The 19,019-nt window shown below is 62.9% G+C and carries 19 protein-coding genes; 12 read left to right on the top strand and 7 right to left on the bottom strand.

Annotation, left to right across the window (positions count from 1 at the left end):
- Positions 1–127: 127 nt before the first annotated feature.
- Entirely contained in the window at positions 128–1,963 is a 1,836-nt protein-coding gene (gene phaC / locus NKJ80_RS14345; RefSeq protein ID WP_352497768.1) for a class I poly(R)-hydroxyalkanoic acid synthase, read from the bottom strand.
- Positions 1,964–2,060: 97 nt separating this feature from the next.
- Here phaC and NKJ80_RS14340 point away from each other — a divergent pair, with 97 nt between their 5' ends.
- The 4 genes from NKJ80_RS14340 (at position 2,061) to recJ (ending at position 7,176) form a co-directional block, all read left to right on the top strand.
- Positions 2,061–2,471, top strand: a complete 411-nt coding sequence (locus tag NKJ80_RS14340) for a hypothetical protein (protein WP_023691128.1) — start codon at positions 2,061–2,063, stop codon at positions 2,469–2,471.
- A 90-nt stretch (positions 2,472–2,561) separates the two neighbouring features.
- Entirely contained in the window at positions 2,562–3,779 is a 1,218-nt protein-coding gene (locus NKJ80_RS14335) for an LL-diaminopimelate aminotransferase (RefSeq protein WP_023681615.1), read from the top strand.
- A gap of 50 nt (positions 3,780–3,829) precedes the next feature.
- A complete protein-coding gene (locus NKJ80_RS14330) occupies positions 3,830–5,143 on the top strand; it encodes a homoserine dehydrogenase (RefSeq protein WP_352497767.1) in 1,314 nt (437 codons plus the stop codon).
- Positions 5,144–5,391: 248 nt separating this feature from the next.
- A complete protein-coding gene (gene recJ, locus NKJ80_RS14325) occupies positions 5,392–7,176 on the top strand; it encodes a single-stranded-DNA-specific exonuclease RecJ (RefSeq protein ID WP_352497766.1) in 1,785 nt (594 codons plus the stop codon).
- 15 nt (positions 7,177–7,191) lie between these two features.
- On the opposite strand, the gene NKJ80_RS14320 is transcribed toward recJ, so the two are convergent.
- The 3 genes from NKJ80_RS14320 to folE all read right to left on the bottom strand — a co-directional run bounded on the left by NKJ80_RS14320 (position 7,192) and on the right by folE (position 9,377).
- Positions 7,192–8,163, bottom strand: coding sequence for a patatin family protein (locus tag NKJ80_RS14320; protein WP_352497871.1), 972 nt, complete (start codon positions 8,161–8,163; stop codon positions 7,192–7,194).
- Between the two features lie 84 nt (positions 8,164–8,247).
- On the bottom strand, positions 8,248–8,706 hold the full coding sequence (gene hisI, locus NKJ80_RS14315; RefSeq protein WP_352497765.1) for a phosphoribosyl-AMP cyclohydrolase: 459 nt from the start codon (positions 8,704–8,706) through the stop codon (positions 8,248–8,250).
- Between the two features lie 35 nt (positions 8,707–8,741).
- The gene (gene folE / locus NKJ80_RS14310; protein ID WP_023667622.1) at positions 8,742–9,377 is read right to left on the bottom strand and encodes a GTP cyclohydrolase I FolE; all 636 of its coding nucleotides are present in this window, start codon (positions 9,375–9,377) and stop codon (positions 8,742–8,744) included.
- Positions 9,378–9,618: 241 nt separating this feature from the next.
- Here folE and NKJ80_RS14305 point away from each other — a divergent pair, with 241 nt between their 5' ends.
- Both NKJ80_RS14305 and tolA read left to right on the top strand, forming a co-directional pair.
- Positions 9,619–10,065, top strand: a complete 447-nt coding sequence (locus NKJ80_RS14305; RefSeq protein WP_023691130.1) for an iron-sulfur cluster assembly scaffold protein — start codon at positions 9,619–9,621, stop codon at positions 10,063–10,065.
- 52 nt (positions 10,066–10,117) lie between these two features.
- Positions 10,118–10,498, top strand: coding sequence for a cell envelope integrity protein TolA (gene tolA / locus NKJ80_RS14300; RefSeq protein WP_352497764.1), 381 nt, complete (start codon positions 10,118–10,120; stop codon positions 10,496–10,498).
- Positions 10,499–10,525: 27 nt separating this feature from the next.
- Here the strand turns inward: tolA and NKJ80_RS14295 are convergent, their stop codons facing one another.
- On the bottom strand, positions 10,526–11,443 hold the full coding sequence (locus tag NKJ80_RS14295; RefSeq protein ID WP_023667619.1) for a LysR substrate-binding domain-containing protein: 918 nt from the start codon (positions 11,441–11,443) through the stop codon (positions 10,526–10,528).
- 94 nt (positions 11,444–11,537) lie between these two features.
- Here NKJ80_RS14295 and NKJ80_RS14290 point away from each other — a divergent pair, with 94 nt between their 5' ends.
- From NKJ80_RS14290 to blaOXA, 3 genes are all read left to right on the top strand, one after another.
- Positions 11,538–11,696, top strand: coding sequence for a hypothetical protein (locus tag NKJ80_RS14290; protein ID WP_023667618.1), 159 nt, complete (start codon positions 11,538–11,540; stop codon positions 11,694–11,696).
- A 120-nt stretch (positions 11,697–11,816) separates the two neighbouring features.
- A complete protein-coding gene (yidD, locus tag NKJ80_RS14285; RefSeq protein WP_023695455.1) occupies positions 11,817–12,185 on the top strand; it encodes a membrane protein insertion efficiency factor YidD in 369 nt (122 codons plus the stop codon).
- A 158-nt stretch (positions 12,186–12,343) separates the two neighbouring features.
- Entirely contained in the window at positions 12,344–13,159 is an 816-nt protein-coding gene (gene blaOXA / locus NKJ80_RS14280; RefSeq protein ID WP_023695454.1) for a class D beta-lactamase, read from the top strand.
- 13 nt (positions 13,160–13,172) lie between these two features.
- Here the strand turns inward: blaOXA and NKJ80_RS14275 are convergent, their stop codons facing one another.
- Positions 13,173–14,009, bottom strand: a complete 837-nt coding sequence (locus tag NKJ80_RS14275; RefSeq protein ID WP_352497763.1) for an SAM-dependent methyltransferase — start codon at positions 14,007–14,009, stop codon at positions 13,173–13,175.
- Between the two features lie 206 nt (positions 14,010–14,215).
- Between NKJ80_RS14275 and thrS the strand changes: the two genes are divergently transcribed.
- Together thrS and NKJ80_RS14265 are read left to right on the top strand one after the other, a co-directional pair.
- The gene (thrS, locus tag NKJ80_RS14270; protein ID WP_023815390.1) at positions 14,216–16,189 is read left to right on the top strand and encodes a threonine--tRNA ligase; all 1,974 of its coding nucleotides are present in this window, start codon (positions 14,216–14,218) and stop codon (positions 16,187–16,189) included.
- An 85-nt stretch (positions 16,190–16,274) separates the two neighbouring features.
- The gene (locus NKJ80_RS14265; protein ID WP_023815389.1) at positions 16,275–17,213 is read left to right on the top strand and encodes a lysophospholipid acyltransferase family protein; all 939 of its coding nucleotides are present in this window, start codon (positions 16,275–16,277) and stop codon (positions 17,211–17,213) included.
- 59 nt (positions 17,214–17,272) lie between these two features.
- Here the strand turns inward: NKJ80_RS14265 and NKJ80_RS14260 are convergent, their stop codons facing one another.
- Positions 17,273–18,235 carry an RgsD C-terminal domain-containing protein gene (locus NKJ80_RS14260; RefSeq protein WP_023815388.1) on the bottom strand — a complete coding sequence of 321 codons (963 nt, stop codon included), beginning with the start codon at positions 18,233–18,235 and terminating at the stop codon, positions 17,273–17,275.
- A 165-nt stretch (positions 18,236–18,400) separates the two neighbouring features.
- On the opposite strand from NKJ80_RS14260, the gene NKJ80_RS14255 reads away from it, so the two are divergent.
- Positions 18,401–18,985: a nitroreductase family protein gene (locus NKJ80_RS14255; protein ID WP_023723386.1), complete on the top strand. Its 585-nt coding sequence runs from the start codon at positions 18,401–18,403 to the stop codon at positions 18,983–18,985.
- The last annotated feature ends 34 nt before the right edge of the window (positions 18,986–19,019 follow it).

The raw sequence follows: 19,019 nt of genomic DNA, 5'->3' as shown, positions 1-19,019 counted from the left end.
TGCTCGTTGGAGGCCAATTGAGGCTTCTTGAAGGTTGACGACACCATTTCGCCCCGTTTTGCCGGCTCGTCAACTCACCAGACATTACATTCCGTTACACACAGGCACCTGCAAAAGGTGCCGGCCGTTACACACGCACCTTCACATAGGTGCCGGGGGCATCACCCAGGGTTTTCATGTGCTTGCCCGGTTTGCGGGCCGGAACGAGGGTGTCGTCCTGGGTCTCGATCCAGTGCTGCCAATGCGTCCACCAGGAGCCGGGATGCTCCACCGCGCAGGCGAGCCACTGGTCAAAATCGCCTGTCGGTTTGCCGCCGGTCCAGTACTGGTATTTCTTGGCTGCCGGCGGGTTGACGACACCGGCAATGTGGCCGGAACCAGCCATCACAAACTCGACCTCACCGCCGAAATATTGCGAGCCGAGAAACACGGAAAGGGCCGGCGCGATGTGATCTTCCTTCGACGCCAGGTTGTAAACCGGGATGGTGACGTCGGCCAGCGACAAAGTGCGGCCGGCGAGTTCCATCACGCCACGCGTCAGATTGTTCTCGAGATAACAGTTGCGCAGGTAGAAGGAGTGGTTGGCGGCCGCCATGCGGGTGGAATCGGCGTTCCAGTAGAGCAGGTCGAAGGGAAGGGGATCCTTGCCGCGCATGTAATTGTTGATGACATAAGGCCAGATCAGGTCGCCCGAGCGCAGCATGTTGAAAGCGGTCGCCATCTTGGTGCCGTCGAGGTAGCCCTTTTCGTTCATCGATTTCTCGACCGCTGCCACCTGGTCCTCGTCGACGAAGACTTTCAGGTCGCCGGCATGGGTGAAGTCGACCTGCGTGGTGAAGAAGGTCGCCGATTTGATGCGGTTGTCGCCTTCCTGTGCCAGCAGTGCGAGTGCGGCCGCCAGCAGCGTGCCGCCGACGCAATAGCCGATGGCGTTGACCTCTTTCTCGCCGGTCGCCTTCTCGATCGTGTCGAGGCCGTATTGCAGGCCTTCCCGTATGTAAGCTTCCCAGCCCTTGGCGCCGTGCCGCTCGTCGGGATTGATCCAGGAGATGACGAACACGGTATGGCCTTGCTCGATCGCCCAGCGGATGAAGGACTTTTGCGGGTTGAGATCGAGGATGTAGAACTTGTTGATCCAGGGCGGGCAGATCAGCAGCGGGCGCTTGAGCACCGTCTCCGTCGTCGGATCGTACTGGATGATTTCGGCGACATCGCTGCGCCCGACCACCTTGCCGGGAGATGTCGCGACGTTCTTGCCGATCTCGAAGGGCGAATAGTCAGCTTGTCTCAGCTTCAGGTCGCCCTTGCCGGCGGCGATGTCTTCGGCCAGCATCTTCATGCCGCGCACCAGGTTTTCGCCATTCGAGGCAACGGTTTCTCGAAACAGCTCCGGATTGGTCAGGATGAAGTTCGACGGCGAGATGGCATTGGACACCTGCTTGACGTAGAAGCTGGCCTTATGGCGGGTGTGATCGTCGAGGCCTTCGGCGTGCTCGACCAGGTCGGCCGCCCAGCGCGAGGTGACGAGATAGGCCTGTTTGAGGAAATCGAAGAAAGCGTTGCGACCCCATTCGGGGTCTTGAAAACGCTTGTCGCCGCGCTCGGGCTTGACCGCATCTTCGGGCGCCTCGGCATTCGGGCTAACCTTCTGGATGGCGTTGCCCCAGACCGTCATGTAGCCGGCGAACAGTCGCGTCTGCGCTTCCAGCGCGCGTTGCGGGTCGGCCAGCCAATATTCGCTGAGCTTGGAAAAGGTTTTTACCATGTCGACCACGGGTTCGGCGACATGATCGCGCACCTCGCCCTTTTCGCGCGGCTCGGCCCAGGCGGAGGCGGCTTTGCCGGCCTGCTCGACCATGCGCGCCATGTTCAACGCGAAGCGTTCCGGGTCTTTCACCAGATATTGCTCGACGGTCGAAGATTGATCATCTTCCGCTTTGCTCGAATCAGGTGTTTTGGACATGGCTCGCGGGGTTCCTCCCGAGGCGTTTTCTTGACATATTATCATGGGACATCTGACCGGGTCCAATGCGCTGTACCCCGGCTGCCAGGAAAACAATATGACGATTAACACCGGCAAGACCATTTTTTCGGGGGCAGGCCGCTTTTGCCGCGTCGCGGTTGCAATCGCCTGTCTGGCGCCAGGGCTGCTGGCGGCAAGTGGCTGCACGAGCGCCAATACCGGCAACGGGATGAATGTCGGCCTGACGCAGGGCGCGCAGGACACCGGCTCTTATCCCAATCTCAACATCCCGCCGCAGGTGGCGGCAAGGCAACTCACCCCTGAGGAGACGCAGGCCAAGCTTGCCCAGTTGAAGGGCGAACAGCAGGGGCAAGTGGCCAAGGGCGGCGGCGGTGCCCCGTCCACCAGCCCGGCGGCGCTGAACTCGCTGGCGAAGAACCATGGCAAGGACACGCTGAAGCAGATCGAAGCCAAATGCGATCCCGCCCTCGACCCTACCTGCAAATAAGGCTATATCGCGCGCCGAAAGCGGTCTTTGCCAAAGGCGCCTAGCCAAGCCAACTGTGCTAAAGCCAATCTTAAATCGTCTGGAACTGACATGGAAGAATTTCACAAGGTCCGCCGGCTTCCGCCCTACGTGTTCGAGCAGGTCAACCGGCTGAAGGCCAGCGCCCGTTCGCGCGGCGCCGACATTATCGACCTTGGCATGGGCAATCCGGACCTGCCGACGCCGAAGGCGATCGTCGACAAATTGTGCGAAGTGGTGCGCGATCCGCGCACGCATCGCTATTCCTCCTCCCGCGGCATCCCAGGTCTGCGCCGCGCCCAGGCCGCCTATTATCAGCGCCGCTTCGGCGTGAAGCTCAATCCCGACACGCAGGTGGTGGCGACGCTCGGTTCGAAGGAAGGCTTCGCCAATATGGCGCAGGCGATCACCGCGCCGGGCGACGTGATCCTGTGCCCCAACCCGACCTATCCGATCCATGCTTTCGGCTTCATCATGTCGGGCGGCGTCATCCGTTCGCTGCAGGTCGAGCCGGATGACGGCTTCATCCCGGCGCTCGAGCGCGGTGTCCGTCATTCGATCCCGAAGCCGCTGGCATTGATCCTCAACTATCCGTCGAACCCGACGGCGCTGGTCGCCTCGCTCGATTTCTACAAGGACGTGGTCGCCTTCGCCAAGAAGAACGACATCATCATCCTGTCGGACCTTGCCTATTCGGAGATCTATTTCGACGGCAATCCGCCGCCTTCGGTGCTGCAGGTGCCGGGCGCCATCGATGTCTGCGTCGAGTTCACCTCGATGTCGAAGACCTTCTCCATGCCTGGCTGGCGCATGGGCTTCGCCGTCGGCAATGAGCGGCTGATCTCGGCGTTGACGCGGGTGAAGTCCTATCTCGATTACGGCGCCTTCACGCCGATCCAGGTGGCGGCGGCGCATGCGCTGAATGGCGACGGCGCTGACATCGCCGAAGTTCGCGAGGTCTATTTGAAGCGCCGCGACGTCATGGTAGATGCCTTCAGCCGCGCCGGCTGGACCATTCCGGCACCGGCTGCCTCGATGTTCGCCTGGGCGCCGATCCCGGAGCCGTTCAAGCATCTCGGCTCGCTTGAGTTTTCCAAGCTCCTGATCGAGCACGCCGACGTGGCGGTGGCGCCGGGCATCGGCTTTGGCGAGCATGGCGACGATCATGTCCGCATCGCGCTGGTCGAGAACGAGCACCGGATCCGGCAGGCGGCGCGCAACATCAAGCGCTTCCTGGCGTCCAGCGCCAAGCAGCCGAACAATGTGGTGCCGCTCGCCGCGCATCGCTAAAGTCGCCGCACATCTTATTCGAGTAGATTTTTTGAGGGGCGTCGCCGGGCATGGCTGAAGCGTTGCGTGTTGGAATTGCGGGTCTGGGTACTGTCGGTGCCTCGGTGGCGCGCGTGCTGCGCGACAAGGCAGCGGAACTGACGCGCCAGTGCGGACGCGATGTCATCGTCACCGCTGTTTCGGCTCGCAATGCCAAGCGCGACCGTGGCGTCGACCTCAGCGCCGCCAAATGGTTCGATGATCCGGTGAAGATGGCGCAGACCGCCGACATCGACGTCTTTGTCGAGTTGATCGGCGGCGATGAAGGCCCGGCGCGTTCGTCGGTCAAGGCAGCACTTGAGGCTGGGCGCCACGTCGTCACCGCCAACAAGGCGCTGTTGGCCAAGCACGGCGTGGCGCTTGCCGAAATCGCCGAGAAGAAGGGCGTGCTGCTCAACTACGAGGCGGCAGTTGCCGGCGGCATCCCGGTCATCAAGACGATGCGCGAGGCGATGGCCGGCAATTCGGTCACCCGCGTCTTCGGCATCCTGAACGGCACCTGCAACTACATCCTGACCCGCATGGAGGCCGAGGGCATCTCCTTCGACGAGTGCCTGAAGGACGCGCAACGGCTGGGCTACGCCGAAGCCGATCCGACTTTCGATATCGAGGGCCATGACACGGCGCATAAATTGTCGATCCTGACCAGCCTGGCCTTCGGCACCAAGATCGCCGCCAACGACATCTACATGGAAGGCATTTCCAATATCAGCCAGGCCGATATCCGCGCCGCGGGCGACCTTGGCTACCGGATAAAATTGCTCGGCGTCGCGCAGCGCACCGACAGCGGCATCGAGCAGCGAGTGCACCCGACCATGGTGCCGACCGCGTCGGTGATCGCACAGGTGCATGGCGTCACCAATGCGGTGGCCATCGAAACCGACATTCTGGGCGAGCTGCTGCTCTCCGGCCCCGGTGCCGGCGGCAACGCCACCGCGTCCGCCGTGGTCGGCGATATCGCCGACATCGCAAAGAGCCGGCCGGGCTTCCAGCACGGTCCGGTGTTCGGCCTGCCGGCCAAGGAACTGCGCCCCTACAAGAAGGCGCAGATGCGCAGCCATGCCGGCGGCTATTTCATCCGGCTGACCGTGCACGACCGCATCGGCGTCTTTGCCGCGATTGCCAAGCGCATGGCCGACAATGACATTTCGCTGGAATCGATCGTCCAGCATGCCGTCAGCGGCGAGACGGACGCGCAAAAGACGGTGATCCTGGTCACCCACGAGACGACGGAAGCAGCGGTGCGCAAGGCTGTCGACGGCATCACCAAGGACGGCCACCTCACAGACAAGCCGCAGGTTATCCGCATCGAGCGTGCGGGCTAGGCCAAGCCATTTTTCTCCTTTAACCGATTGATGCTGCTGCTGAAAAGTGTTTCGGACGCCATAATGCTCTATCTCTTTGATTTGGAGCCGGATTGAGATTTCAGGTCGAACCCACCAGTCATCATCGGGTTCTGGCGGAGGCGTGAGCCGCGAGATCAACGCGGGTCACCAGGAGGTGGAAAAGTTGAGACTTTCCTGTTTAGCCGTCGCATATTGCCGGAAATGACAATCTATAGATTACGCCTCCTATGACGGGCGACAAACGCCTCTTCCTCGATGTCAGGCAGTCGGCGACCGGTGTTTCCTGGGAACACCGGTTGAGCGAGCGGCAGGACATGACGGCGCTTGCCATTGCGCAGGGCCACGGCGTGCCCGACATTGTGGCGCGCGTGCTCGCCGGGCGGGGCGTCACCGCGGACCAGGCCGAGCGCTTCCTCGATCCGACGATCCGCAATCTGTTGCCGGATCCGGCTTCGCTGACCGACATGGGCAAGGCTGCGACCCGCATCGCCGAAGCGGTCATGGCCAAGGAGAAGGTGGCAATCTTCGGCGACTACGATGTCGACGGCGCCGCCTCTTCGGCGTTGCTCAAGCGCTTCCTGACGCATTTCTCGGTGCCTTCGGAGATCTACATTCCCGACCGCATCTTCGAGGGCTACGGCCCCAATCCGGAGGCTATGCGCGAACTGGTCTCGCGCGGCGCGACGCTGATCGTCACTGTCGATTGCGGCACCAACAGCGCTGTCTCTATCGATGCCGCCAAGGCCGCAGGCGCCGATGTGGTGGTGCTCGACCACCATCAGGTCGGCGGCCCGCTGCCGGAGGCGACCGCGGTCGTCAATCCCAATCGCGAGGACGACCTTTCCGGGCAAGGCCATCTGTGCGCCGCCGGTGTCGTCTTCCTCACTCTGGTGCAGACGGCGAGGGTCCTGCGCAGCCGATTGCCCGACGCAGCGCCACCGGACCTGTTGTCGTTGCTCGACCTGGCGGCGCTGGCCACGGTTTGCGATGTGGTGCCGCTCATCGGCGTGAACCGCGCTTTCGTCGTCAAGGGACTACAGATGGCGCGGCAGCAGAAGAATGAGGGGCTCGCCGCACTGGCGCGGGTGTCCCGCATCGGTGAGCCGATAAGCACCTTTCATCTCGCCTATCTGATTGGGCCGCGCATCAATGCCGGCGGCCGCATCGGCGATGCAGCACTTGGCAGCCGGCTGCTCGCCACCGACGATCCGGTTGAGGCCGGGACCATTGCCGAGACACTCGACCGGCTCAACCAGGAACGCCAGCAGATGGAGCTGGAGATGCTGGCAGCGGCGCGCGCCGAGGCTGACGCCGAACTTGCCGGCGGCAACGGGCCGGCCATCATCGTCACCGCCAGCACCAATTGGCATCCCGGCATTGTCGGCTTGATCGCCTCGCGGCTGAAGGACCATGCGCGGCGGCCGGCCTTCGCCATCGCCTTCAACGCCAATGGCATCGGCACCGGCTCTGGCCGTTCGGTGTCGGGCTTCGATCTCGGACGGCTGGTGCGCGCAGCCGCCGATGCCGGGCTGATCGTCAAGGGCGGCGGCCACGGCATGGCCGCCGGCATCACGGTGGAACGCGCCAAGCTCGGCGAACTCCGTGCTTTCTTCGAGGAGCGCGCGGCGACCGAAGTGTTCCGGCTGCAGGACGAAGAAAGTCTGGCCGTCGACGGCGCGCTCGCCGCCGAGGGCGCGACGATTGCTTTGCTCGATGCATTGGAAAAGGCCGGGCCTTTCGGCGCCGGCCATGTCGCGCCGGTGTTCGCGCTGCCGCGCCATCGGCTGGCCGACGCGCGGGCCGTCGGCACCAACCACATCCGGGCTGATCTGCAGTCGGAAAGCGGCGGCCGCATCCAGGGCATCGCCTTTCGATCCGTCGATACCACGCTGGGCGAATTCCTGTTCAAGAACAGGGGCAACACGATCCATGTCGCCGGCTCGCTGTCGGGGAATTATTGGAACGGCAACCGCACGGTGCAGTTCCGCATCACCGATGCAGCCAAAGCCTGACATTGCCGAATTGGTTTAAGCGAGAACCGTCTGCAGCCGCTTCAACTCGCCGATCTGCGCCATCGTCGCCTGGTAACCGACGCTGATCGCCTCATCCGCGCGGTGGAATTCGGTCAAGCCGATATGGCTGAGTTTCGGTTGGAGCGACATGTCGGGCGGATCGCCCGCCAGCCTTGCGCGTGAAATCCGGTCCTGGATGATGTTGAAGGCTTCGACCATGACGCCGGTGATGCCGAGACGGCTCTGGTGCGGCTGGTGGTCGGGGCTGGCCTGGCCTGGCCGGGGCGCGTCCTTCTCGATGAGCAGTTCGCCGGCGCTGTGCTTGATGACGGCGGCGCGGCCGAACAGATCGTAGTGAAGGTTGACCGCGACGACCAGCGGCTGCTCGTAGGCGCGGCAGACCGAAACCGGAACCGGGTTGACCAGCGCGCCGTCGACCAGAATGCGGCCGTTGCAATTCACCGGTTCGAACACGCCGGGCAGCGCATAGGAAGCCCGCATCGCGGTGATCAGCGAACCGCTGGACAGCCAGATCTCATGGCCGGTACGAATTTCGGCGCCAACGGCGACGAAGGGTTTCGTCAGATCCTCGAAGCGGATGCCTGCCATGTGCTCGCGCAGCCTGACGTCCAGTTTCATGCCGCCGAACAGGCCGCTGCCGCGCAGGTTGAGATCGAGCAGGCCGAAGATGCGCCGCTTGGTCAGGCTGCGGGCGAACTCCTCGAGTTCGTCCAGCTTGCCGGCGAGATAGCAGCCGCCAACCAGCGCGCCGATCGAGGTGCCGGCGATCATCGAGACTTCGATGCCGGCTTCGTCGAGCGCGCGCAGCACGCCAATGTGCGCCCAGCCGCGTGCGCAGCCGCCGCCCAGCGCGAGCGAAATGCCTGTCTTGCCCGCGGGTTGCGGGTCAGGCACCCCGCCGGACGATGAGGGGCCATTGGCCTCCCGCACGTCCGGTCTGCTACGCAATGACGCCCACTCGAGCATCATGATCTCCCTTGTCCCGCGTCCGTTCTACAGGAAGGACGTTTGAGAATAGTGAATATGAGTGGTTTGCGACTGTTGAATGGTTCACGCGGGCTTCCGATACGTTTTTTCCGCATCGAACAGCGGCGTTCTGCCATCGTCGGCAAGCGTTGCCTTGCCGCCGATTAGCCCCACCGTCCGATAAAAACATGAACGCCGGCCGGTGTGACAAGTTGCGTCGTGGCCCAACACTTTGACGCGCAACCATATGGCGTCCTGGTCACAATCCGTGAGCATCTCGACGACGGTCTGAAAATTGCCTGATGTTTCGCCCTTCTTCCACAGCGCCTTGCGCGAGCGCGACCAGTAATGCGCGATGCCGGTTTCGAGCGTCAGCGCCAGCGCCTCGGCATTCATATGCGCGACCATCAGCAGCATACCGTCAGCGGCGTCGGTGACGACGACGGTGACCAGCCCGGCAGCATCGAAGCGCGGGGAAAACACCGCGCCTTCTTCGAGAGCCTTCTTGTCTGATGGAGCCTTGGGAAATGTTAGTGCCGACATCGCCGGTCCTTGATCTAGCGATGCCGGCGAGGGGCTTACGCCCCGAGGCCGCGCACCATGGTGACGAAACGGACCTGTTCCTCGGGCGTGTCCTTGAACACGCCGGTGAAGGTCGAGGTCAGCGTGGTGGAGCCCTGCTTGCGGATGCCGCGCATGGCCATGCACATATGCTCGGCCTCGATCATGACGGCGACACCGCGCGGATTGAGCACGTCCTGGATGACGCCGGCGATCTGTGCGGTCATGGCCTCCTGAGTCTGCAGGCGATGGGCGAAGATATCGACCACACGGGCAATCTTGGACAGGCCGACGACCTTGCCATCCGGGAGGTAGCCGACATGCGCCTTGCCGATGATCGGCACCATGTGGTGCTCGCAATGCGAGTGGAACTGGATGTCCCTGACGATGACGAGATCGTCATAGCCGGCGACTTCCTCGAAAGTGCGGCCGAGCTCTTCGGCCGGGCACATGTCATAGCCGTTGAACATTTCGAGAAAGGCCTTGGTGACGCGCTTGGGCGTGTCGATCAGGCCCTCGCGGTCCGGATTGTCGCCGGTCCAGCGCAACAGCGTGCGCACGGCGGCCTCGACCTCGGCTTCGCTCGGCCTGTCGGTGACCGGCTTGTCCAGATAGTCGGAAGGGGGCATTATTTTCTTGATGACGGCATCCATAAAGGCGTCTCCCGTAGTTCCTCTCTCAGGAGGAACGAGTTGAACGGACCACGACCTTTCGGGTGCTGAAAACTCGCCCGGTTTCCAGCCCGCAAGCGGCGTGAACGAAATGGGCAAGGACGATGGCTTTGCGTTGCCTTGTCGATACCCGACTGCCACCATTATATATGGTCGTACGCAGCGAATGAAAGACGGTACAACGGCAATCGCTGTTCGCTTGGCGGCGACGGATTGGAAAAATATGATTGACGACGTCTACAATGCGAAAATTCTGGGATTTGCCGGAAACATCGCCCGCGTCGGCCGGCTCGATCATCCGGATGCGACGGCCAAGGCCCATTCCAAATTGTGCGGCTCGACGGTGACCATCGACCTCAAGATGGACAATGGCGTCGTCACCGATTTCGCGCATGACGTGAAGGCCTGCGCGCTCGGCCAGGCCTCGTCCTCGATCATGGCTCAACATGTCATCGGCGCCAGCGCCGACGAATTGCGGGCGGTGCGCGACACCATGCTGAAGATGCTCAAGGAAAACGGCGCGCCGCCGCAAGGCCGCTTTGCCGATCTGAGATATCTGGAGCCGGTGCGCGACTACAAGGCGCGCCATGCCTCGACCATGCTGACCTTCGATGCGGTCGTCGATGCCATCGGTCAAATCGAGAAGAAACGCGCAGAAGAAGCAGCGTGACATAGCGCGGGCTTCGCGCAGGACATGACGGAGGAAGTGTTTGCATTGGTTGATGGTGGCTTCGGGCCTTGTGGTTTCGCTGGTCACGAGTGGCTATGCTGCCGGCGCAGAAAACGCCTCGCAGCAGAAGGCTGCCGCCTACCTCGCTGACAAGCTGGCTGGCTGCTGGATTATCCCCGTCGGCGACGAACTTGTGGCCACACGCGTCAAAATCAGCTTTAACCGGGATGGTTCGCTGGCGCCGCCGCCGAAGGTACTCAATCTTGCAACAGAACCACAGGGCAAGAAGTTCGATGACAGCGCAGTTCGGGCGATTACCCGTTGTGCGCCCTTCATTGGCCTTGCGATTTATGCCGATAGCTACCAGGCTTGGCGCGAGACGACGGTCAATTTCGACGGCCGAGTGATGTCATCCGGCGCGCAGCAGAAATAGAACCGAGGGCTTAAGAAGCACGACGGCTTAGGTCTGCTGTTCCTGCGCCCGTCTGCTTTCGGCAAATTCGCTTCTCACCCAGTCGGCAAAGGCCTTAGCCGGCTCCGGCAGGTCCTTCAAACTCCTGGCCACCAGCCAGTAGGCGCCGGATGCGACGTCGATGTCGAACGGCTTGATCAGCGCGCCGGACGCAATCTCCTCGCCGATCTGCAAGAGGTCGCCCAGCGCCACGCCGTGGCCGAGCAGGGCGGCCTGCTTCGACAGCGACACATCCGCCAGCATAGGGCCGCGCGCCGGAATGGCGTCGGCGGCGACGCCAGCCGCTTCGAACCAGCGCGCCCAGCCCTGACGATTTTCCTCGTGCAACAGCGTGTAGCGGGCAAGGTCGAGCGGCTTTTCGAGGGCAGGGCCCGATCCCAGCAAGGCCGGCGACAGGACCGGTGAATCGACGGTCGAGGCTAGCCATTCGGCCTCGCTGCGCGGCCATGAGGTGGCGCGCGCGCTGAAGCGCAAGGCGAGTTCGGGCTGATCGCTGCGGAACTCGATCGGCCTTGGGTCAACTTCGAGGGAAACGTCGATATCGGGCCGCAACTGGCTGAAGCGGTTGAGCCGCGGCAACAGCCATACCGAGGCCAGCGACGGCTCGACACTGACGCGGACCACCGACTGCGCCGGAACAGCCACCAGGTCCGAAAGCAGCCTGTCGATGTCATCGAAACTCCTGACCAGCTGATCGAGCAGGCGCTGGCCGGCCTCGGTCAACTCGACGCGGCGGTGATGACGGTGGAACAAGGGCTGGTGCAGGAACTGCTCGAGTTCGCGGATCTGCCGACTGATGGCGGCCTGCGAGACGAACAGCTCCTCGGCGGCCCGGCTAAAGCTCAATTGCCGGCCGGCTGCCTCGAAACTTCGCAACGCCGTCAGGGGCAACCGTCCGCGCTTCATTTCGCATAACCCGAAGTTATCCGAACCGGAAATTATACTCGTTTGAAGGCGAAGGCCAGCGGGCGTCTAATCCGCTCTTAGAGGAGACACGGACATGATCCAGTTTCTGGAAATCTTTGGCGATGTGATGCGGATCGCGACGTTTCAATGGCGTGGCGACAGGCAGCATCATGTGCAGCGCACCGAGCAAAGGCCGGCCACCCGCTGGGCGGCTCCAGCGGAGCGGCATCCCTTTCGCCGCTCGCGACCCTGAAGCCGACAAAGAGGCGAGTGAAGAGGATTGCGTTTGCCGGCCGAAGCTCACATCTATCGGTTTGGAAACGCAAGCTGACCCGGAAGCCGGTTTCGGGGTCGCGTTCGGAAAGAGACTGCGGTGGGCGACCAGCATCGGCATGTGCATGCCGCCGGACAGACCCGGCGCGGGCGCAACTGGCCCGGTCCCTGGCGCAAAACACCCGGCCGCATTTTCGGCACGTCGCTGGTGCGCTTGTACCAGCTGACGCTGTCCGGCTTTGTCGGCAATTCCTGCCGGCATCTGCCGACCTGTTCCGAATACGCGCATGAGGCAATCGCCCGCCATGGCCTGTGGGCCGGCGGCTGGATGGGGCTTTTTCGCGTGCTGCGCTGCGGGCCGTTCGGAACGCATGGTGTCGACCGCGTGCCGGAGGTGCTCGCTCCGAGCTACGTCTGGTTCACGCCATGGCGTTATTGGCAGATCGGCAGGAAGCGCGGCGAGGCCTGACGGCGGACGCGCTGGGTCCCTGATATAGATCGCCAGGGCGGCATTTCTTTACGATCCGGTAGGGTTAACAACGGCCTTTACAAAGACTGCGCATTTGAGTCAAAATCGAGCCAAGACACTTCGCTAAGCGCCTCCTGTTCATTCCCAGGAGAGCCCACATGCGTCGGATCGAAACCCATCCCTTCATCATTGCCGCGGTCCTCTTCCTGCTGGCCTGGTTTCTGGGATTTCCGATGCGGGCGCAATCGGCGCCGCTTGGCGATTTCGCCTGCACGCTTATCCAGGACGCGGCGAGCGGCGAGACGCTCTATCAAAGCGGCGTCTGCGACCAACGCGTCAGCCCGGCGTCGACCTTCAAGGTGCCGCTGGCGCTGATCGGCTACGACAGCGGTGTCCTCAGCGACGCGCATACACCGAGCTGGGACTACAAGCCTGAGTTCAACGCCGTGAAGCGCGACCACAAGGCCGTCGACCCGACGATCTGGGAGCGCGACTCGATCGTATGGTATTCGCGCGAGATCGTGCGCCGGCTCGGCGCAAAAAGCTTTGCCCTCTACGTCTCGAAATTCGGCTACGGCAACATGGATGTCTCGGGCGATGCCGACAAGGACAACGGGCTCACGCAATCCTGGATAAATTCCTCGCTTGAGATATCGCCGGTCGAACAGACAGCCTTCCTGCGCCAGCTGCTCGCCGGCAAGATGCCGGTTTCTGCCAAGGCGCATGAGATGACCCGAGCCATCCTGCCGACTTTCCAGGCCGGCGGCTGGACGGTGCGGGGCAAAACCGGCAGCACCAGGCTGGGAAACAGCAAGGACAAGCGCGCGCTGGGCTGGTTCGTCGGCTGGGCCGAAAAGGGCGGCCGCCGGATCGTCTTCGCCCGGCTGGTCGTCGACACCAAGCCGATCGACATGCCGAAAGGCCCGGCGACACGCGCGGCGTTACTGAGGGAGTTGCCGCAACTGGTGAAGTGAACTTGCTTTAGCTTCAAGTGCTCCGGCGGGCACGAAGGATGTGGCCGCCGGAATTCCTTGTATCCGCCTTTGGCGTCCTGGAGTAGCGGGCGGCGATGTCGCTGCTTTCCAGATCTTCGATCTCATCGAAGCCGAGCTCGCGCAGCGATTGCGCCAGTGCCGCGGGCACGAAGAAGCTGATCCAGGGCTCTCCGGCAGCGGCGACGCGCGCCGCATGGAAAGAGAGGGCAGCCTGTCCAGCCGCATCGCGGTTCTCGGCCGGCTCGCTGTAGTCGAAGACGACCTCCGAACCGGGCATGCCGGTAATCCAGGACAGGGTGCTGAAGATTGCGTCTTGGCTCAGATACGGAACGACACCCAGCCAGATGAAGAAACTGGGCTCGGTCTGCCGCAAACCGGCCGACGTCAGTTCATCCGCGGGGCGCTGGCGCTCGAAGTTGACCGGCACGAACATGGTGGCCCGCGGTTCGGCAAGACCAGCATCGGCGATGCATTTGCGTTTCCAGGCCTGTGTCGCCGGGTGATCGACTTCGAACACCGCGACATCAGGGTACGGATTGCGCAGCGAGAAAGTGTCGAGGCCGGCGCCGAGCACCACCACTTGCCGGACGCCCCGGCGCACCGCCGCAGCCAGCCAGTCCTCGGCGAGGCGGGCGCGCGCTGCCACGAACAGGCGCATGCGCCGGCTGCGCTCACCTTCCTGCTCGAGCTCCTGCACCGTCGGTGCGGCATCGCCCAGTATCGCACTCGCATATGGGTCGCGAAACAGCGCCGCCTGCTGCGAGAACTGGTGGAAGGCCCGCATGCGCGCGACGCCCAAGGCGGTTCGGCTGGGTTTTGCGTCTTCCATGCCGGGGATTCCAACCTCGTGTCGGGGAAATTCGCAAGCCTGTGCGACTGGCATGCGACATCTGTCGCGCCATTTCCTGACAGCTGCGCCAACGAGGGCTCTTTACCTGATGCCGCGTGGCCTCTAAAACCCGCCCGCTGCCGGATGCCTCCGGCTTCACACCACGACCACCCGCGCTCGTTTGCGGGACTGGATAGGAGATACAAATGCTGAATTCCGTTTCCCTGACATTTCCCGATGGCTCCGTCCGCGACTATGACGCGGCGATGACCGGTGCAGGCCTCGCCGAATCGATCTCGAGGTCGCTGGCCAAGAAAGCCGTCGCCTATGCGATCGACGGCACCGTTCGCGATCTTTCCGACCCACTTGGCAAGTCCGGCAAGGTCGAGATCATCACCCGCACCGATCCGCGCGCGCTGGAGCTCATCCGTCATGATGCAGCACACGTGCTGGCGGAGGCCGTGCAGGAACTGTGGCCGGGAACGCAAGTGACCATCGGGCCGGTGATCGAGAACGGATTCTATTACGACTTCGCCCGCAACGAGCCGTTCACGCCTGACGATTTCCCGGTGATCGAAAAGAAGATGCGCGAGATCATTGCGCGTAACAAGCCGTTCACCAAGGAAGTCTGGTCGCGCGACAAGGCGAAAAAGGTCTTTGCCGAGAAGGGCGAGCGCTACAAGCTCGAGCTGATCGACGCCATTCCCGAAGACCAGGATCTCAAGATCTATTCCCAGGGTGACTGGTTCGACCTGTGCCGCGGCCCACACATGGCCTCCACCGGGCAGATCGGCAACGCCTTCAAGCTGATGAAGGTGGCCGGCGCCTATTGGCGTGGCGATTCGAACAACCCCATGCTGACCCGCATCTACGGCACGGCCTGGGCCGAGCAAGCTGAACTCGATGCCTACCAGACGATGCTGGAAGAGGCAGAGAAGCGCGACCACCGCAAACTCGGCCGCGAGATGGACCTGTTCCATTTCCAGGAAGAGGGGCCGGGCGTCGTCTTCTGGCACGCCAAGGGCTGGAAGATGTTCCAGAATCTGGTCAACTACATGCGCCGCCGCCTCGACGAGCAAGGCTACCAGGAGGTCAACGCACCGCAGGTTCTCGACAAGAGCCTGTGGGAGACGTCGGGCCACTGGGGCTGGTATCGCGATGCCATGTTCAAGGTGACGGTGGCCGGCGACGACACCGACGACGACCGCGTGTTCGCGCTAAAGCCAATGAATTGTCCGGGCCACGTGCAGATATTCAAGCATGGGTTGAAATCCTATCGCGATCTGCCCGTAAAGCTTGCGGAATTCGGCAATGTGCATCGTTACGAACCGTCCGGCGCCTTGCACGGGCTGATGCGCGTGCGCGGCTTCACGCAGGACGATGCGCACATCTTCTGCACCGAGGAGCAGCTGGCCGCGGAATGCCTGCGCATCAACGATCTGATCCTGTCGACCTACGCCGATTTCGGCTTCGACGATGTCAGCGTGAAGCTGTCGACGCGGCCGGATAAGCGCGTCGGCACCGACGAGGCCTGGGATCATGCCGAGGCGATCATGGGCAACGTGCTGGATACGATCAGGACGCGCTCGGGAAACCGCATCAAGACCTCGATCAATCCGGGCGAGGGCGCTTTCTACGGGCCGAAATTCGAATATGTGCTGAAGGACGCGATCGGCCGCGAATGGCAGTGCGGCACCACGCAGGTCGACTTCAATCTGCCGGAACGCTTTGGCGCCTTCTACATCGGTTCGGATTCGGAAAAGAAGCAGCCGGTGATGGTGCATCGCGCCATCTGCGGTTCGATGGAACGCTTTCTCGGCATCCTGATCGAGCATTATTCCGGCCATTTCCCGCTGTGGTTCGCGCCGCTGCAGGTGGTTGTGGCGACGATCACCTCGGATGCTGACGACTATGCGCGAAAGGTTGTCGCACAGTTGAAGGCGGCAGGACTTTTGGCCGAACCGGATCTGCGCAACGAGAAGATCAACTACAAGGTGCGTGAGCATTCGCTGGCCAAGGTTCCTGTGATCCTCGTCTGCGGCAAGCGCGAGGCGGAGGAGGAGACGGTCAACATCCGCCGGCTTGGCTCGCGCGATCAGGAATCGCTCAAGCTGGCCGACGCGCTGAAGCTGCTTTCCGACGAGGCTGTTTCGCCCGACCGAAGGCGCAACGCGGCCTGAGCAATCAATATTTCGGAGAAATGGCGGTGGAGCGATCCACCGCCATTTTCACATGCCTGTCACGCCAACCTTGTAACGAGCCCCCATGCTCAAGCTGAAGATACGGGAAAGACCGTTTCCCGAACTCTCCTACGCCAATGCGAGCCAGCCGGCGCTGACGCGCTGGTTCATCCATTCCATTGAAGGTCTGTCGGGGCGCGACCGGTATGCCGCGCTCTATGATTTCTGGCGCCGCCAGGTGGCGCCGACCGGCGAGCGGGTGTTCAGCCGCATGCTGCAGCTGATCGACGTCAAGGTGCGCAGCACCGATCAGTGGCCGCCGGCGGGGCTGCCCGACACGCCGCTGGTGATCGTCGCCAACCACCCGTTCGGCATTGGCGACGGCATTGCCGTGCTGTCGCTCGTCGAGCAGCTCGGGCGTCCGTTCCGCGTCATGATCCACAAGGATCTGCTGAAGATCCGCGAGATGGAACCGTACTCGCTGCCGATCGACTTTTCCGAGACCAAGGACGCGGTGAAGAACAACATGGCGGTGCGCCACGAGGCAGTGCGGCTGTTGAAAGAGGGCGTCACCATCGTCGTATTTCCGGCCGGCGGCGTCGCCACCGCGCCGAAAGGCTTTGGCCGGGCGCGCGACCTGCCGTGGAAGATGTTTCCGGCGCGCCTCGTGCAGGACGCCAAGGCGTCGGTGGTGCCGATGCATTTTTCAGGTCAGAACGGCCGGCTGTTCCATCTGGTCAGCGGTCCGATGAACATGGCCGAGCGCGAAGGAAGGCTGGCGAAATTCGTCGGCAAGGCGTCGCTGACGTTGCGCCTTTCAATGCTCATCCGCGAATTTGCGCGGCTGTCCGGCAAGGCGATCGACGTGCGCGTCGGCGATGTGCTGAGCTGGGATGAGTTGGAGCCATTGCGCGACCGCAAGACGCTGCTCGACCGTCTTCATCGCGGTGTCTTCGACCTAGCGCCCGACGCGCCGCGCGGCCGGGTCCACTTCCTGAAGCGCCGCCTGTGCAAGGCCGCCTGACGTAGCCCTGAACTACCACTTCAACTGAGCAGCCAAACCGATGCCAATGGGCGCGCCGGTCAGTCGGCGCCTTCCTCCGGATCGATCGCAGAGGCATCAGTGGCCAGCACCTCGATCTCCTGGTTCTGCCCAGCGACCACGGTGAAATCCTTCTGGTAGATGCGGTCGCGGTTCTTGGCGATGATGGTGTATTGGCCTTCGGCCAGCACCATCGAGGCGAAGGCGCCGACGGCCTCCTTGATCGGATCGCCGGATTCGTTGAGCAGCGACCAGGATGTATCGGCGATGGCCTCGCCGCCGGTCTCGCGCACCAGCTTCATGGTCTCCTCCGCCGCGCGATGCTCGACGGTGGCTTCGGTCAGCTTGCCGGCTTCGACACGGATGTCGGAGCGAATGACGGCATTGACCGCGCCATAGGTGGAGACGACATGATAAACGCCGGCGTTGAGCCGCACGACGCTGTTGGGCTCCACATCGGGAATGATCAAAGCGCGGTCGCCATTGGCCTCGGCGGTGCCCTCGTAAATGGAGAAGCGCAGTTTTTTCGGCGGAATACGCACGCCGCCCGACAGCACCGCGTCGAGCTTGAGGCCGCCGGCATCGAGCACCAGGCTTTCGCGCCTGGCGTCCTTGCCGACGGTGATGCGCTTGGTGGCGCCGGCGCGTCCGTAGGAGGCGTGGACCAGATAGCTGCCGGGCTCGAGCTGGAACACAGCGCTGCCGCCATGCGCGGAAGCCACCATCGGCAGCTTGCCGTCGCCGGCGGCCTCGGGCTTGAAGACGCGCCAGACGATGCCGCGCGTGATGTCGGCGCCCTTGTCGGTCAACTGCGCCGACAGCGTTATGGCGCCGCCGCCACCGAGTGCCAGCGGCGTCTCGCCCTTGGGCGGTGCATAGCTCGAAATATCGGGGAGTTTCAGATTGCCGATGCCGTCGGCATTCTGCGCCATGGCCATCGAGGCCGGCGCAAACAGCGCTACGGCGAGCCAAATCAGGAAAAGGCGCGATGTCCCCTCAAACATGCCTTGCGTTGAAGCCCAAGGCGGTGGCAATTTCAAGGCTTAAGAGTCCGACCGCCTTGGCAACAGGTTCTTTCGTCCGGCGCGCCCGCGCCAATGCCCGAGCCGCCCCGATCCGCAATGGCGCGCTTCAGCTCAAAATCGAGTGCTTTAGGAGACCTGGCCCCCATGGCGTCGCCGATCATCGACTTCCTGCTGACCCGAAACTCCGCACCGATTCCTGAATTGAAGGAACCGGCGCCCAGCGATGGCGATATCGCGACCATGATCGCGGCTGCAAGCCGGGTGCCCGATCACGGCCGGCTGGAGCCGTGGCGCTTCATCCTTTATCGCGGCGAGGCGCGCGTCGAGATCGGCAGGAAGCTGGCGGCGCTCGCCGAACAGCGCGAAGGACCGCTGCCGGAAAACCGCCGCAACCAGGAACTGGCTCGGTTTTCGCGTGCGCCGCTGGTGATCGGCGTGGTCTCGAGCCCGAAGGACAATCCAAAAATCCCGCAATGGGAAATGTTCCTGTCCGGCGGCATGGCGGCGATGAACCTGATGATCGCAGCCAATGCGCTGGGCTACGGCACCAACATGATCAGCAACTGGTATTCCGACGTGGCGGAGGGCAGGGCGCTGCTGGGAGTGGCGCCACAGGAACGTGTTGTCGGCTTCGTCCACATCGGCTGCTATCAGGGACCGGCGCCGGAACGGCCGCGGCCCGATCCGGCAAAGCTCTATGCCGATTATGCTGGGCCGTGGAACGGCTGACACCCGAAAGCGATTCCCCTTTATTTAAACACAG

The sequence above is a fragment of the Mesorhizobium sp. M0030 genome, assembly GCF_040323695.1.
GTDB lineage: Bacteria > Pseudomonadota > Alphaproteobacteria > Rhizobiales > Rhizobiaceae > Mesorhizobium.
The sequence above is the reverse complement of the archived record's forward strand: the minus strand, read 5'-3'. Positions and strand labels throughout refer to the sequence as shown.

Excerpts from the sequence above, each read along its gene's own strand:
- phaC (WP_352497768.1), bottom strand. The coding sequence starts at position 1,963 with ATGTCCAAAACACCTGATTCGAGCAAAGCGGAAGATGATCAATCTTCG.
- NKJ80_RS14340 (WP_023691128.1), top strand. The coding sequence starts at position 2,061 with ATGACGATTAACACCGGCAAGACCATTTTTTCGGGGGCAGGCCGCTTT.
- NKJ80_RS14335 (WP_023681615.1), top strand. The coding sequence starts at position 2,562 with ATGGAAGAATTTCACAAGGTCCGCCGGCTTCCGCCCTACGTGTTCGAG.
- NKJ80_RS14330 (WP_352497767.1), top strand. The coding sequence starts at position 3,830 with ATGGCTGAAGCGTTGCGTGTTGGAATTGCGGGTCTGGGTACTGTCGGT.
- recJ (WP_352497766.1), top strand. The coding sequence starts at position 5,392 with ATGACGGGCGACAAACGCCTCTTCCTCGATGTCAGGCAGTCGGCGACC.
- NKJ80_RS14320 (WP_352497871.1), bottom strand. The coding sequence starts at position 8,163 with ATGCTCGAGTGGGCGTCATTGCGTAGCAGACCGGACGTGCGGGAGGCC.
- hisI (WP_352497765.1), bottom strand. The coding sequence starts at position 8,706 with ATGTCGGCACTAACATTTCCCAAGGCTCCATCAGACAAGAAGGCTCTC.
- folE (WP_023667622.1), bottom strand. The coding sequence starts at position 9,377 with ATGGATGCCGTCATCAAGAAAATAATGCCCCCTTCCGACTATCTGGAC.
- NKJ80_RS14305 (WP_023691130.1), top strand. The coding sequence starts at position 9,619 with ATGATTGACGACGTCTACAATGCGAAAATTCTGGGATTTGCCGGAAAC.
- tolA (WP_352497764.1), top strand. The coding sequence starts at position 10,118 with ATGGTGGCTTCGGGCCTTGTGGTTTCGCTGGTCACGAGTGGCTATGCT.
- NKJ80_RS14295 (WP_023667619.1), bottom strand. The coding sequence starts at position 11,443 with ATGAAGCGCGGACGGTTGCCCCTGACGGCGTTGCGAAGTTTCGAGGCA.
- NKJ80_RS14290 (WP_023667618.1), top strand. The coding sequence starts at position 11,538 with ATGATCCAGTTTCTGGAAATCTTTGGCGATGTGATGCGGATCGCGACG.
- blaOXA (WP_023695454.1), top strand. The coding sequence starts at position 12,344 with ATGCGTCGGATCGAAACCCATCCCTTCATCATTGCCGCGGTCCTCTTC.
- NKJ80_RS14275 (WP_352497763.1), bottom strand. The coding sequence starts at position 14,009 with ATGGAAGACGCAAAACCCAGCCGAACCGCCTTGGGCGTCGCGCGCATG.
- thrS (WP_023815390.1), top strand. The coding sequence starts at position 14,216 with ATGCTGAATTCCGTTTCCCTGACATTTCCCGATGGCTCCGTCCGCGAC.
- NKJ80_RS14265 (WP_023815389.1), top strand. The coding sequence starts at position 16,275 with ATGCTCAAGCTGAAGATACGGGAAAGACCGTTTCCCGAACTCTCCTAC.
- NKJ80_RS14260 (WP_023815388.1), bottom strand. The coding sequence starts at position 18,235 with ATGTTTGAGGGGACATCGCGCCTTTTCCTGATTTGGCTCGCCGTAGCG.
- NKJ80_RS14255 (WP_023723386.1), top strand. The coding sequence starts at position 18,401 with ATGGCGTCGCCGATCATCGACTTCCTGCTGACCCGAAACTCCGCACCG.